Annotated in this window: 14 protein-coding genes and 1 other RNA gene; 2 read left to right on the top strand and 13 right to left on the bottom strand. The window is 53.0% G+C overall.

Annotation, left to right across the window (positions count from 1 at the left end):
• Positions 1-233 precede the first annotated feature (233 nt).
• The gene (locus tag NST23_RS09475; protein ID WP_122964299.1) at positions 234-920 is read left to right on the top strand and encodes a TerC family protein; all 687 of its coding nucleotides are present in this window, start codon (positions 234-236) and stop codon (positions 918-920) included.
• A 120-nt stretch (positions 921-1,040) separates the two neighbouring features.
• Here the strand turns inward: NST23_RS09475 and NST23_RS09470 are convergent, their stop codons facing one another.
• From NST23_RS09470 to cymR, 9 genes are all read right to left on the bottom strand, one after another.
• A complete protein-coding gene (locus NST23_RS09470) occupies positions 1,041-1,235 on the bottom strand; it encodes a hypothetical protein (RefSeq protein ID WP_229049892.1) in 195 nt (64 codons plus the stop codon).
• A 30-nt stretch (positions 1,236-1,265) separates the two neighbouring features.
• Complete coding sequence (locus NST23_RS09465) at positions 1,266-1,472, bottom strand: hypothetical protein (RefSeq protein WP_005832479.1); 207 nt, start codon at positions 1,470-1,472, stop codon at positions 1,266-1,268.
• Between the two features lie 18 nt (positions 1,473-1,490).
• Entirely contained in the window at positions 1,491-1,988 is a 498-nt protein-coding gene (locus NST23_RS09460) for a PRC-barrel domain-containing protein (RefSeq protein ID WP_122964188.1), read from the bottom strand.
• A gap of 75 nt (positions 1,989-2,063) precedes the next feature.
• Positions 2,064-4,325, bottom strand: coding sequence for an SF1B family DNA helicase RecD2 (recD2, locus tag NST23_RS09455; RefSeq protein ID WP_173597456.1), 2,262 nt, complete (start codon positions 4,323-4,325; stop codon positions 2,064-2,066).
• 102 nt (positions 4,326-4,427) lie between these two features.
• Positions 4,428-6,092: a methyl-accepting chemotaxis protein gene (locus NST23_RS09450; RefSeq protein ID WP_122964190.1), complete on the bottom strand. Its 1,665-nt coding sequence runs from the start codon at positions 6,090-6,092 to the stop codon at positions 4,428-4,430.
• 234 nt (positions 6,093-6,326) lie between these two features.
• The gene (locus tag NST23_RS09445) at positions 6,327-6,704 is read right to left on the bottom strand and encodes a DUF4183 domain-containing protein (RefSeq protein WP_122964191.1); all 378 of its coding nucleotides are present in this window, start codon (positions 6,702-6,704) and stop codon (positions 6,327-6,329) included.
• A gap of 106 nt (positions 6,705-6,810) precedes the next feature.
• Positions 6,811-7,191 carry a DUF4183 domain-containing protein gene (locus NST23_RS09440; protein WP_173598614.1) on the bottom strand — a complete coding sequence of 127 codons (381 nt, stop codon included), beginning with the start codon at positions 7,189-7,191 and terminating at the stop codon, positions 6,811-6,813.
• Positions 7,192-7,327: 136 nt separating this feature from the next.
• Positions 7,328-8,476, bottom strand: coding sequence for a cysteine desulfurase family protein (locus NST23_RS09435; protein WP_274875154.1), 1,149 nt, complete (start codon positions 8,474-8,476; stop codon positions 7,328-7,330).
• Positions 8,477-8,509: 33 nt separating this feature from the next.
• Positions 8,510-8,929 carry a cysteine metabolism transcriptional regulator CymR gene (cymR, locus tag NST23_RS09430; protein WP_063230222.1) on the bottom strand — a complete coding sequence of 140 codons (420 nt, stop codon included), beginning with the start codon at positions 8,927-8,929 and terminating at the stop codon, positions 8,510-8,512.
• A gap of 98 nt (positions 8,930-9,027) precedes the next feature.
• Between cymR and NST23_RS09425 the strand changes: the two genes are divergently transcribed.
• Positions 9,028-9,201 carry a hypothetical protein gene (locus NST23_RS09425; RefSeq protein ID WP_167470284.1) on the top strand — a complete coding sequence of 58 codons (174 nt, stop codon included), beginning with the start codon at positions 9,028-9,030 and terminating at the stop codon, positions 9,199-9,201.
• Between the two features lie 15 nt (positions 9,202-9,216).
• On the opposite strand, the gene NST23_RS09420 is transcribed toward NST23_RS09425, so the two are convergent.
• The 4 genes from NST23_RS09420 to aspS form a co-directional block, all read right to left on the bottom strand.
• The gene (locus tag NST23_RS09420) at positions 9,217-10,575 is read right to left on the bottom strand and encodes an AAA family ATPase (RefSeq protein ID WP_122964194.1); all 1,359 of its coding nucleotides are present in this window, start codon (positions 10,573-10,575) and stop codon (positions 9,217-9,219) included.
• A gap of 6 nt (positions 10,576-10,581) precedes the next feature.
• A complete protein-coding gene (locus tag NST23_RS09415; protein WP_340963581.1) occupies positions 10,582-11,337 on the bottom strand; it encodes a tRNA threonylcarbamoyladenosine dehydratase in 756 nt (251 codons plus the stop codon).
• Between the two features lie 69 nt (positions 11,338-11,406).
• Positions 11,407-11,588: non-coding RNA, 6S RNA (ssrS, locus tag NST23_RS09410), on the bottom strand.
• Between the two features lie 50 nt (positions 11,589-11,638).
• Complete coding sequence (gene aspS / locus NST23_RS09405) at positions 11,639-13,429, bottom strand: aspartate--tRNA ligase (RefSeq protein WP_217022422.1); 1,791 nt, start codon at positions 13,427-13,429, stop codon at positions 11,639-11,641.
• Between the last annotated feature and the right edge of the window lie 37 nt (positions 13,430-13,466).

The raw sequence follows: 13,466 nt of genomic DNA, 5'->3' as shown, positions 1-13,466 counted from the left end.
TAGTCGTCATTACGGGAGAAATCCCCGGCTATGTTGGCAACATTTTTCTAATGTTGTAAGCAAGACCTTTGCCTAACAGGTAAAAGGTCTTTTTCTGTTTTCAAACGACCTTTGCCTGTCCAGGGAAAGGTCGTTTTCTTTTGTGCCCCTTTACATACAATATGGGAGGTATCTAGAAAACGGCCCGGTGGATGACTCATTTTTCCAAACAGGAAGAGGAGGAGGAATTGAACATGGAACTATTGTTACAACCTGAATTTTGGTCGGCGCTGCTTGCGATCATCGTCATCGACCTGGTCTTGGCCGGAGACAACGCGATTGTCATCGGGATGGCTGCACGCAACCTTCCAGCCCATCAGCAGAAAAAAGCGATCATCTGGGGAACGGTGGGCGCGATTATTATCCGGGCTTTGGCAACACTTGCAGTAGTGTGGCTGCTGAAAATTCCGGGCTTGCTGCTCGTAGGTGGCTTGATTCTGTTGTGGATCGCCCTCAAACTGCTCGTCTCCGATGACGGTCACGAGAATATGAAGGCGAGCGGAAGTCTTGGCGCAGCGATCTGGACGATTATCGTGGCGGATACCGTAATGGGTCTGGACAACGTTATCGCTGTTGCCGGTGCCGCACATGGCGACTTTCTTCTGGTGATCATCGGACTGATCATTAGCGTTCCGATCATGGTCTGGGGAAGCACGATGATTTTGAAATTCATGGAGCGTTTCCCTGTCGTGATTTACGTCGGTGCGGGCGTCCTCGCTTACACGGCTGCAAGCATGGTAACGAGCGAGAAGTTTTTGGCCCCGTTCTTTACCGCTTATCCGTGGGTCAAATGGGTATTCATCGTTGCCGCTGTCGTCGGCGTCCTGCTGATTGGACGCATGAAAAGCCAGCAGCAAAAACGACTCGCCGAGCAAAACTGACAAATAAACGTAGGCTCCGTCGCCATTCGTGCGACGGAGCTTTTTTCTGCACAAAAAAAAGCACCCGAACTCATACTATGTTCAGGTGCTTATGAACGTTCCTGTGAGCGTCATCCCCCGTTAACGGGTTACGGCGCGCATCAGCTTGCGCCCTGTCTTTAGCATGCGCGTCACATCACGCATGGAAAACGGCAGCTGATTCCAATTCAGTGAAAACCGACTGCGGCGGCGCGGAGCCATCAAATAGCCAATGACAGCCACAATTCCGCTTGTGGCAAGGACGCGCAAAAGGCTTCGTGTAAACAAGCGTGCCACCTCCAGTTGTTTTTCCTGCGTAAGCAGTTGCTACATGTTCAGTTGAGCAGAGACAGTTTGATCTTCAATAAACAGATCGTTGAGCGAATGCAAAGAACCGTCTTCTTCCACCTGATAGACAGAAGCAATCTGCTCGTTGGAAACGCTCATTTCTATAAAGCAATTCCAGCAGTAGTATTGATTGGTTCCAATCTTCCCTACGTCTTTGGAACTGCAGTTCGGGCAAATGACACGCATCACGCTTTTCCTCCCTTATCACGCCTGGATACGAACAAAGTCCGGCACGATCAGGTTTTCTTCCCCGATGATGACGGAAGCTGGGGCAGACAAACGCTTGCGACCTTCTGTCACGTCCGCAAACCAGCCATTGGACAGTTCGTACCCTACAAGTTTCTCCCAGTTCGCTGAAAAGTAAACATCTTCCAGCCTGCCAAGGAGTTCTCCGGAAGCGGTAATGACCGCTTTTCCTTTTAGCTTTGATTTTCCCGTCACGATGCCGACAGGCTCAAATCCGGCGAGATGAGGCAAGGGCGTGATTGCGTTTTTACCCGATACGGTAAGGCAGGATTCCCCTACCGCATGAATCTGTTCGGTAGGAATGTAGGTGCCAGAATGGAACCAACCCTGTTCGCTCAGCAAGACTCCTCGTACATGCCAAGTGGAGTCGCAAAGAATGTCACGAACGGTGCCGAGCGTCTCTCCCGTCTGGAGGCAAACTACTGGCAAACCGACTGCATCCATTGCCTTGCGCATGTGGGACATCCCCCTTCCGCTCCTTTAGTATCGGGCGAAACGGACATGTCCATTCGGCGCAAATGGTTCCAGCTTTCAATCCTGCTTGAGCCGTTCTTCCAAAAAGCTGTACCGCACGCCTTCCTCGTCCGTTTCCACGGCTGCGCGAAAAGCATCTGGCTCCCCGCACATAATGAGGAAAGACTTGCTCCGGGTAATGCCCGTATAAACGAGCTTGCGCCGCAGCATCCGGTAATAGCTTCTGACAAACGGCATGACTACGATCGGAAATTCGCTCCCCTGTGATTTGTGTACGGAACAGCAGTAGGCAAGCGTCAACTGATGGTAATCGGAACGCTTGTACACCACTTCCCGATTGTCGAAGGCAGCGACCAGCATTTCCTGGTTTTCTGCGTTCTCATTCGGGAAAAAAATCGCAACAATTTCACCCATATCGCCGTTGAACACCTGTTCCTCAGCATTATTCACCAGTTGCAGGACTTTGTCGCCAGTGCGAAACGTCGTGTCCCCGAAGGTCACTTCCCGTTTTTGCGGCGTCTTTGGATTAAACAGCTCCTGCAACTCTTCATTCAGCCGGTTCACCCCGGCATTTCCTTTATAAATAGGTGCCAAAACCTGTACATCTTTTGCCGTATATCCTTTTTTTACGGCTCCGGAGCAAATTTGTTTCACTGCTTCCGGAACTTCTTGTGGCGAACTTGTGAAAAATCGCCGATCCGGTGTCGTATCGAGCAAATCTGCCGGGACGTTGCCTTTGCGCACATCGTGGGCGAGCCGGATAATCGTCGACTCCTCCGCCTGCCGATAAATCTCCGTAAGCTGGGCCAGCGGCAACAAGCCGGAGCGGATCATATCGAGCAGGACGTTTCCCGGGCCGACGGACGGCAGCTGGTCGGGATCGCCGACCATAATAATTTGCATCTCATCCGGTACGGCACGGAACAACTGGTTCGCCAGCCAAATATCGACCATCGACATTTCGTCCACAATCAACAGCCTGCCGCGAATCGGATGCTCGGCGTCGTGCTCGAAGCTCTCCCCTTTGTAGCCCAACAGGCGATGAATCGTCATGGCTGGCAAGCCAGTCGTCTCCGTCATCCGCTTGGCAGCCCGTCCGGTTGGCGCAACGAGCAAGATCGGAAAAGGATTTTCTTCGTTGTATTTTTTCAGGTCGAGTGACAGGCCGTGCAGCTGCGAAAAGACGCGGCAAATCCCGCGAATTACCGTTGTTTTCCCCGTTCCCGGTCCCCCCGTCAAAAGCATCAGCCCGGATGTAATCGCCTGCTCGATCGCGTCTCGCTGCGTCTGGGCGTACGTGATACCCAGTTCATCTTCTACGGCTCCCAGCGCACGGTAAAATTCAGAGGTAGGAAACGAGCCGAATGAGTCCCGCTGCGCGAAATGACGCAGCCTTTTTGCCAACCCAAGCTCGGCAAAAAACAAGGAGGGCAAGTAAACGCGCTCGTCTTCCCAGGCAATTTTGCTCGCGACAAACATGTCCTCGACCGCACGGGTAATGTCTTCTGCGACAAACAGATGTCCGCCGCATTCCAAAAGCAGTGCCAATGTTCTTTCGCAAAGCTCTTCGATCGGCAAATAAACATGGCCTTCCGAATAAGACGCTTCCTGGAGCACAAACAGCGCCGCTGCCTTGACACGCTCTTCCGAAGATGCGGCTATCCCGGTAGCACGCGCAATATCGTCCGCCCGCTTGAAGCCGATCCCGACGATATCTTCAATCAGCCGGTACGGTTCTTCCTTGAGCACGGTCATCGTCTCCAGCTTGTACGTCTGGTAAATTCGCAACGCCATGTTCACGCCAATTCCGAAGTCGTACAAAAATACCATCGCGCTTTCCAGCGAACGATGTTCCAGCACAGACTCGTAAATGATTTTGGCGCGCGATTCGGAAATCCCTTGAATTTCTGCGAGCCGCTCCGGATAATCGGCGATAATCGTCAAGGCATCTACGCCGAGATGTTCCACGATTCGTTTGGCCATTTTTTTCCCGATGCCCTGAAACAGTCCACTGGCCAAATACCGCTCCACGCCCGACAATGTCTTCGGCGTCTCTCGCTCGTATCGCTTCGCCACGTACTGCTGCCCGAAGCGAGCATGCGTTTTCCACTCGCCGTAGAAGGTGTATAGCTCATCCGGATGAGGACGAGGGAAGTTGCCGACAATAATGACTTCTGATTCCTTGATCGCTTCAGTAGTCTCCTCTATCTTTAGACGAATAACTCCGTACCATGTTTCTTCATTGTAAAAAATTTCTTGTGAAATAAATCCGCGAATATAGTTTTCCGCAAACAGGGAGATTGATTGTTGTTCTTCCATCTCACCTTCTCCTCTCTTGCTTGCTCCAAGCACGTTCAAAGTGGCACGAACAGAAAAATCCACTTTAACAGGGAAAGTGGATTTTTCTCGCAGTCATACGTTTTAAATTGTAAAGCGTTTTACTTGGTCTGACAACTGTTCAGCCATTTGCGCCAATGTTTCCGCAGCCGCCGTCATCTCTTGCGTCGTCGCGGTCTGTTGTTCGGACGCTGCCGCTACCTCTTGCGTATCTCGTGCCGCCGTGTCAGCCAGCTCCGCAATTTTATCCGAGTGCGCGACCAGTTTGACCGTATCGCGATGAATCCCTTGGGCAGCCTCGTTCATCCGGTACACTTGCTGACTGACATCCTGGACGGCCACCAAAATTTGCTGGAAACTTTCTCCGGCGATGGCTACTCCGCCTCTGCCTTCCTGGACGGCTTCGGTTGTCGTTCCCATCGCCTGCACCGCATCCAAAATATCGGTATGAATCGCATGGATCAGCGAAGCAATTTCTTCTGCCGCATGTCCTGACTGTTCTGCCAGCTTGCGTACCTCTTGCGCAACGACTGCAAAGCTTTTTCCTTGTTCACCTGCGCGGGCAGCTTCAATCGCTGCATTCAGCGCAAGCAGATTGGTTTGATCAGAAATTTGCCGGATGATCGTAATAATTCCAATAATTTTTTCCGATTGCATTCCCAGTTCCCGGATGACTTGCTCTGTATTTCTCGCATGATTTGTGATCTGATCCATTTCCTGAACAAGTTCTTTCAGCTTGCCTTCGCCATCTTGCGCCAAAAGGAACGCCTGCGTCGCATCCGCATTGACCCGCTCCGTGGAAGAGGCGATTTCCTGGATATCGCCACCGATGTGCGACAAAGATCGGGTGGTATCCGATACGGTCTGTTTCTGCTGCTCCGAGCCCATGGCGATCTCGGTTGAAGCAAGCGAGATTTGCTCGGCAGCCCTGGCACTCTCTGCTGCACTCGCTGTCAACTCCTCGGATGCCGCCGCAACCTGCTGGGAGACACGCTGCACTTCACTCAGCATTTTACAAAACACTTCCATCATCTCGTTGTACATGGCTGACAGCTCGCCAAGCTCGTCCCCCGAACGGATTTTCGCACGCTTGGTCAAATCTCCCGTCTCGGCCATTTTCATCGCTGCGACCAGCTCTTTCAGCGGACGAACCAGCCTGCTGACGATAAAAATTCCGGTAGCCAGAGCCACGATTGCACTAATCAGGTTCAAAAGGAACATCATCGGACGGCTGCTCTCGATCGTCGCCAGCAAATCGTTCTGGTAGCTGCCAATCGCGAGAATCCAGCCGTTCGGCAACTCTTCGTACACGGTCAACTTCGTAGCTCCCTGGAACTCATACTCCAGCCAGCCGCTCTTTTTCGCCAGCATCTCTTGCATGAACGCTTCGCCCGCGAGCGATTTGTTTTGCACGTTCGGGTCCGGGTGGAAGATCGGGACTCCGCTGGCATCCGCGATATAGGCATAGCCAACCATGCCATTCGGCTTATAGTAGCTCTCTGCCACCTCGCGAATGATCTCGTCAATTTTTTGTCTATTGCTGTCGCTGATCGTTGTGTCCTGCGTGTAGGGAACCAGCTCCCGGGCCTTCATTTGGGTTATGTATTGCAAATCGGAAACGGTCAGTCTGTAAACCGCATTCCGTGCGTTTTCAAACTGGATGTACCCGACTACCATCAATGGAAGCATGGTCAGGAAGAGAATGGTAAGCACCAGTTTGTAGCGAATCGAGATACGTCTGGCAATCATGAATAATTCCTCTCCTTTTGCTGGACGAAAGCGCTTTCGTTCTTCCGGCCTGGTTCTACGGAATCATTCTAACATTGTTATCCACTATTAACCACAATTGCCACACAATTAGAAAATTTGGAGCGAAAAACAAAAGCAGATTGCTTTTTTTGCTTGCAATCTGCACCGAACTGTTATCTGATTTTTTCCCTTTTATTCCCTCATTTTCCATGTGTGCTGTGGTACGTTGCGCCGTCAGCTCACTGTTGTCGACGACGTAGGAGCATAGCTGACAATTTCCAGTACAATGACGGTACTGAGTGCGATCGTTTGCCCCGACGGCACGGTAATGTCCAGCTTCCCTACTCCCGATCCACCCGGAGTATAAGTGGTAAGCCCGCCCATTTGCATGATCCCGTTAATGTAGACGTTATAGTAGCTATTGTTTGCCGGAAGGGTCGGGAGAGAGGTAGCCGTTGTACCCGCATCCGTTTGAAAGTCCCCTACATTTATGGTCAACGTCGCCGGTCCGACGACAAGAGCCAATGTTCTGCGAAAAAAGCGCGTCACGGTCGGAACCGCATTCGTTGTCGTCGTAGCTGTGACCACGATCTTCAGTATCTCAAGCGCCATCATCCGTCCTCCTTTTTCGTTGCTACTCTATTTTATTGAGCAAGCTGCGAAGAAGTGTTGGACAAGTGACGTAATCATCCGCCTTATTTTCCGTCGCGAACGAACGCTAAGATGCGGCAATGGCAATGAATTGCAGGACGATGCTCACATCTTTGCCTGGAGGCTCTTTTGTCAGCAGCCGCAGTCTGCCTTTGGCTACTTCATAGAGGACAGGAGGCTGGATCATCCCGTTGATAAACAAGTTCACCAACGAAACGCAGGCAGGATCAAGAATCCCGCTGGTCGTGTACGGCAACCAGGCGTCCTCGTCGGTGTAGACCCGCTTCGTCCCATCCGCGATCGCACAAAAGTAATGACAGTCCGCTTTCAGATGCGTTTGCTTTTGCTGCCTTTCTTGCTTTTCCAGCTCTGGCTCCGCACAAAGTCTGGTCGCCTTCTCTGCTTCGATTTTTTTCGCTTTTGCCTCAGATGCTTTGTCCGTGAACATACTCTCACCTTTTTCAACCGACGTCAGTAGTAGCGTATGTTTGCGAAAAGCCGTTGGAATCCGGCAGGCAACCATTTTTTGGACAGGAAAAAACCGCTCAGGGACATAGCCCAAGCGGTTCGTTTGTCGTTGAAGGCTATTTGCTTCGGGCGAGACGGCTCACGATTTGCGCCACGGCCTGCGCCGCCTGTTTTGCTTCTTCTACCGTGTTGGTAATGCCAAAGCTGAAGCGGATGGCGGATCGGGCAATCTCATCGGCAAGCTTCATCGCCACGAGTACATGCGACAGTTCCAGCGACCCGGACGTGCAGGCAGAGCCACTCGCAGCTGCGATGCCAACCAAGTCGAGGTTCATCAGCATCGTCTCGGTGTGAACGCCAGGGAAGCTGACATTCAAAATATGCGGGAGCACATGCTCGGGATGACCGTTTACATGGCAAGCGATGTTCGCCTCTTGCCAAACCGCGAGCATGACTGCCTTCATCTGCTCGTATTTGGCTACCCGGTCCGCCCTCTCCTCTGCGGCAACCTTCGTCGCTTCAGCGAAGCCGACGATTCCCGCCAAATTCTCCGTTCCCGCCCGGCGCTTGCGCTCTTGGGAGCCGCCGTGCAAAATCGGAGACACCGGAATCTTGCGTCCGAGGTACAGGGCGCCAACGCCTTTTGGCCCGTTGATTTTATGCGCGGACACGGACAGCATGTCCACAGGCAACTCGCTCACTTGAAACGGCAGCACGCCAAATGCCTGAACGGCGTCTGTATGAAAAATAATGCCTTTTTCCCGGAGGAAGTTCCCGATCTCTACGATGGGTTGAATCGTTCCCACTTCGTTGTTGCCGTACATGATCGACACAAGCACCGTATCGGGACGAACAGCCTGCTGCAAGTCTTCCATGCGGACAGAGCCTGTCTCATCTACGGGCAAATACGTGACGTCAAACCCTGCCTGCTCCAAATACTCGCAAGCGTGCAGGACGGCATGATGCTCGATTTGCGTCGTAATGACATGGCGGCCGCGTTCGCGCTGGGCCATCGCCCCGCCGATAATCGCCATATTGTCCGCTTCCGTGCCGCCGCTCGTAAAAATGAGCGATTGCGCTTCGGCACCCATGAAGCTGGCAATCGCATCCCGCGCTTGCTCCAATGCTTTGCGCGCCTCGCGACCGGCACCGTGGACACTGGACGGGTTGCCGAATACTTGCGTCAAATACGGAGTCATCGCTTCCAACACTCGCGGATGTACCGGAGTCGTGGCAGCGTGGTCAAAATACAACATGTCAGACACTGTGTCACCTTCTACTAGCTTGGTAGCTGTTGCTTAAATGTAAAACATATAGTTATCGGAATGCCCGTCGTCTTCGAAGCTGATCAAATCCTGAAGCGAAGTCGCGTCCAGCACCGCAGAGATGCTGTCGCGAATGCGCAGCCACAGATGGCGTTTGGCCGGATCTTCTTCTTCTGCAAACTCGACCGGACTGATCGGTCCTTCCAGTACGCGGATGACGTCGCCTGCGGATATTTCGTCCGGCTGTTTCGCCAGCACGTAGCCGCCGTAAGCTCCGCGAATACTTTTCACCAATCCTGCGTTGCGCAAAGGCGCGATCAACTGCTCCAAATAATGCTCGGACAGGTCGTGCTTCTGGGCAATGCTGCGCAAGGAAGTCGGCCCTTCTCCAACACGGTTGGCCAGTTCCATCATGATCGTCAGTCCGTAGCGTCCTTTCGTAGAAATCTTCACGTAGCAACTCTCCTCTTATTCTTGGGTTTACCCACTCCCTTAGCTTACATGACTTGAGCGTCCTGGGACACACTAGCATCTTAGGGGGTGAAAGCAAAATGGCGACAAACAAACGCTCAGAACGAGGACGCAACCACCCGTCCGACACGTTGTACGAACAGCCTGCGGGCACCATTGCCCACAAAGCCCGCTACGGGGCGAGCGAACAGAGCAAACAGCCGAACGAAAACGGTGACTTGCCGAACAAACCCGGCGGAGACGTCCGCACCTAACTTCACCCTCCCCCTTTATTCGGGGGAGTTTTTCTTCGGCAATCCACGGTTATCCAGCTTTTGTCTCTCTTCCTGAAAACGCCGGATATGACGCTCGTAGCCAAAGTCCTTTGGCTGGTAAAACGAATAATGTACACCGTCAGGCAGATACTGTTGGGGCACATAACCGTACGGATAGTCGTGCGGATACAGATATCCCTGACCGTGTCCCAGCTTGGCTGCGCCCTTGTAAGCCGAGTCTCGCAAGTGGATAGGAACCTGCTTGTGGCCGTCGGTGCGAATCCGGTCCAGCGCAGAGTTGATCCCGTTGTATGCGGCATTGCTTTTCGGAGCTGTAGCCAAATACGTCGTCGCTTGCGCCAGCGGGATTCGTCCTTCAGGCATCCCCACCAATTCTACCGCTTGGAAGCAGGCTACCGCAACCGAGATCGCCTGCGGATCGGCATTTCCAATATCCTCGGAAGCCGAGATGACCAGTCGGCGCGAAATAAACCGCGGGTCTTCTCCGGCATCGATCATCCTCGCCAGCCAGTACAGCGCAGCATCGGGATCGGAACCGCGTATCGACTTGATAAAAGCGGAAATCGTGTCGTAGTGGTTGTCGCCGCTTTTGTCATAGCGCACGGCGCGGCGCTGGATCGACTCGACCGCTACATCGAGCGTTACGGTCACTCTCCCGTCCGCTCCGGGCGGCGTCGTCATCACAGCCAGCTCCAAGGCGTTCAGCAAACGTCTGGCGTCTCCTTCTGCGTACTGGATCAAATGCTCCGCCGCTTCCTTCGTCACGTTGACAGACAGTTCCGCCAATCCGTTCTCTTCATCTGCGAGCGCGCGATCCATGACCTGCTGCAATTCCTCGTGCGAAAGCGACTGGAGCGAAAACACTTGCGAACGCGACAAGAGCGCCGGATTGACCTCGAAAAAAGGATTCTCCGTCGTCGCCCCGATCAAAATGATCGTTCCTTCCTCTACATAAGGAAGCAGCGCATCTTGCTGGGACTTGTTGAAGCGATGAATCTCATCGACGAACAAAGTCGTGCGCTGGTTGTCCATCACGAGTCTTTCCTTGGCCGCCTCAACGACTTTGCGAATGTCCGCCACTCCTGCCGTTACGGCGTTCAACTCGGAAAAATGCGTGCGGGTCGTCCGGGCAATCACTTTTGCCAAGGTCGTTTTTCCCGTCCCGGGCGGCCCGTAAAAAATGAGCGACGATACTTGATCGGCTTCAATCGCCCGGCGCAGGAGCTTGCCTGGCGCGAGAATGTGGGATTGGCCGATCACTTCCTGGATCGTCTTTGGACGCATGCGTGCAGCGAGCGGCTTTTGCTTGCTGCCGCCCTCTTCTTCATAAGCAAACGAAAACAGATCGTTCATGCTACCCTATCCTTTTATCGGCTGCCAGTCCAGCAAGTCACGCACGACGACGCTGGCCAAAATCAGGCCCGCTACGGACGGAACAAACGCGTTGCTCGCTGGAGGCTGCCGCACTTTGCTAATCGGTGAATCCGGGTTGGAAACGATTTTCTCACGCACATCCGTGCGCACGTTTACAGGAATCTCTCTTGAATAGACGACCTTGACGCCTTTGTAGATGCCTTTTTTGCGCAGCTCACGGCGAATGACCTTGGCGATCGGATCGTAGCTCGTCTGGGAAATATCCGCTACTTCAAACCGGGTCGGGTCCATTTTGTTGGCAGCGCCCATGCTGGAGATAATCGGGATGTTGCGGCGTTTGGCTTCCTGGATCAGATGCAGCTTGGCAGACATCGTATCCATGGCGTCTACGATATAGTCGAGTTCATGGGCAAACAACTGCTCATATGTCTCCTCGTTGTAAAACATGTTGAGCGTCACGACTTCGCACTCGGGATTGATCGAAGCGATGCGCTCCTTCATCAGTTCTGCCTTTTTTTGTCCAATCGTGTTCAGTGTCGCATGAATCTGCCGATTAATGTTCGTGATGTCAACGGCGTCCTTGTCCACCAGCACAAGCTTGCCTACACCTGTACGCGCCAGCGCTTCCACTGTAAAGGAACCGACACCGCCGACTCCGAGAACCGCGACGCAGCTATTTTTCATTTTTTCCAAACCTTCGGGACCGAAGGCCAATTCGCAACGGGAAAATTGATGAAGCATCGTTCGTTTCACCTTTCATTCGCAAGTAAGATAATTGTCAATCGGAAAAGTAGGAATCACAAAGAAAAAAGGAGCCCCATTATGCCGTGTAGCTCCTTAGTTTTGAACCTGCTAATCGCAGGTGGGTGTCTTGCCCAACTGTTACAGACGTCCACTCGACGGAGGCATGCCTTTACAATTGCGGACGAAAAACTCCCTGAACAAACTTTGTGGCTCAAAACTATCGGATGTCACGAACATCGCAGGGCTTTGTAGATAGTATTACCAATGTATCAAACAGCAATGCAGTTGCGCAAGTCGATTACGCTTCTACCTTTTCTTCTTCTGTCACGATTGTTGCAATCGACAGCTCTTGCAGTTGTTTCGGAGCTACTACATCCGGCGCATTGACCATCAGGTCGCTCGCACTTGCCGTTTTCGGGAACGCGATCACTTCACGCAGGTTGGTACGGCCAGCCAGGAGCATGATCAGACGGTCCAGACCGAGGGCGATTCCGCCGTGTGGAGGTGTACCGTACTCGAATGCATCGAGGAGGAAGCCGAATTGCTCATGCGCTTCTTCCAGTGTGAAGCCGAGCGCCTTGAACATTTTTTCTTGCACGTCGCGTTTGAAAATCCGCATGGAACCGCCGCCCAGCTCGTAGCCGTTGAGCACCATGTCGTACGCTTGCGCACGGATTTGGCCCGGATCGGTGTCGAACAGGTGCAGGTCTTCGTCTTTTGGACGAGTGAACGGATGGTGCAGAGCCACGTAACGTTTGGCATCCTCATCCCACTCTACCAGCGGGAAGTCTACAACCCAGAGGAATGCGAACTTGCTGTGATCGATCAGGCCAAGCTCCGCGCCCAGCTTGGAGCGCAGTGCTCCCAATGCGTCTGCAACCACTTTCGGCTTGTCGGCTACGAACAGAAGCAGGTCGCCTTCTTCCGCTTCGAGACGCTTTTTCAGCTCGGTAATTTCTTCTTCTTTAAAGAACTTGGCAATCGGTCCTTTTACTTCGCCATCTTTGAAGCCCATCCAAGCCAAGCCTTTTGCTCCGTAGCGGGAAGCGAATTTGCCCAGATCGTCTGCTTCTTTGCGGGAGTAGTGACCGCAGCCTTTTGCATTGATCCCTTTTACTTGACCGCCGCCAGATACGACAGAAGCGAACACTTTAAAGTCGCTGTTGACTACGAGGTCGGATACATCTGTCAGCTCCATGCCGAAGCGCACGTCCGGTTTGTCAGAGCCGTAGCGTCCCATCGCTTCCGCGTAAGTCAGACGAGGGAATGGCGTCACGACATCCACGCCGATCGTTTGCTTGAACACGTGAGCGACCATTTTTTCCATCATCGGCAAAATTTCGTCCATCGATAAGAACGACGTCTCGATGTCCACCTGGGTAAACTCAGGCTGGCGGTCAGCGCGCAAGTCTTCGTCGCGGAAGCAGCGGGCGATCTGGTAGTAGCGCTCCAGACCGGACACCATCAAAAGCTGCTTGAACAGCTGAGGGGATTGCGGCAGGGCGTAAAACTCGCCTGGATGCACACGGGACGGCACGAGGTAATCGCGGGCGCCCTCTGGCGTGCTCTTGTTCAAAATCGGTGTCTCTACTTCCAGGAAGCCGTTCTCGTCCAGGAAGTCGCGGAATGCTTTCGCCGCTTTGCTGCGCAGGAACAGGGAACGTTGCATTTCCGGACGGCGCAGGTCGAGGTAGCGGTATTTCAGGCGAACTTGCTCATCTACTTCGATGTCGTCTTCGATTTGGAACGGAGGCGTTTTCGCGTCGTTCAAGATTTGAATGTCGGAAATATGAACTTCGACTTCGCCTGTTTTCAGCTTCGGATTGATTGCTTCAGGCGCGCGGTTGACTACTGTTCCTTTTACGACCAGAACGTACTCGCTGCGCACTTTGTCAGCCGCTTCCCAAGCCGCTTTGTTGTGCTCCGGGTTGAATACGATCTGCACGATTCCCGTACGGTCGCGGAAGTCGATGAAAATAACTCCGCCGAGGTCGCGGCGCTTTTGTACCCAGCCGTTCAATACGATTTCCTGTCCTACGTGTGCAGTTGTCACTTCACCGCAGTGTACGGTGCGATATTGCCAAGACATGATGATTTCCCCCACTTTTGCTTTGTTTTGTTTTGTT

The sequence above is a fragment of the Brevibacillus sp. FSL K6-0770 genome, from assembly GCF_038000275.1.
Taxonomy (GTDB): domain Bacteria; phylum Bacillota; class Bacilli; order Brevibacillales; family Brevibacillaceae; genus Brevibacillus; species Brevibacillus parabrevis.
Note: the sequence above shows the minus strand (reverse complement) of the source record. Positions and strands in the feature narration are given on the sequence as shown.

Excerpts from the sequence above, each read along its gene's own strand:
- NST23_RS09425 (WP_167470284.1), top strand. The coding sequence starts at position 9,028 with ATGGCGACAAACAAACGCTCAGAACGAGGACGCAACCACCCGTCCGAC.
- NST23_RS09465 (WP_005832479.1), bottom strand. The coding sequence starts at position 1,472 with ATGCGTGTCATTTGCCCGAACTGCAGTTCCAAAGACGTAGGGAAGATT.
- recD2 (WP_173597456.1), bottom strand. The coding sequence starts at position 4,325 with ATGGAAGAACAACAATCAATCTCCCTGTTTGCGGAAAACTATATTCGC.
- NST23_RS09450 (WP_122964190.1), bottom strand. The coding sequence starts at position 6,092 with ATGATTGCCAGACGTATCTCGATTCGCTACAAACTGGTGCTTACCATT.
- aspS (WP_217022422.1), bottom strand. The coding sequence starts at position 13,429 with ATGTCTTGGCAATATCGCACCGTACACTGCGGTGAAGTGACAACTGCA.
- NST23_RS09460 (WP_122964188.1), bottom strand. The coding sequence starts at position 1,988 with ATGCGCAAGGCAATGGATGCAGTCGGTTTGCCAGTAGTTTGCCTCCAG.
- NST23_RS09415 (WP_340963581.1), bottom strand. The coding sequence starts at position 11,337 with ATGCTTCATCAATTTTCCCGTTGCGAATTGGCCTTCGGTCCCGAAGGT.
- NST23_RS09440 (WP_173598614.1), bottom strand. The coding sequence starts at position 7,191 with ATGTTCACGGACAAAGCATCTGAGGCAAAAGCGAAAAAAATCGAAGCA.
- NST23_RS09475 (WP_122964299.1), top strand. The coding sequence starts at position 234 with ATGGAACTATTGTTACAACCTGAATTTTGGTCGGCGCTGCTTGCGATC.
- NST23_RS09420 (WP_122964194.1), bottom strand. The coding sequence starts at position 10,575 with ATGAACGATCTGTTTTCGTTTGCTTATGAAGAAGAGGGCGGCAGCAAG.
- NST23_RS09445 (WP_122964191.1), bottom strand. The coding sequence starts at position 6,704 with ATGGCGCTTGAGATACTGAAGATCGTGGTCACAGCTACGACGACAACG.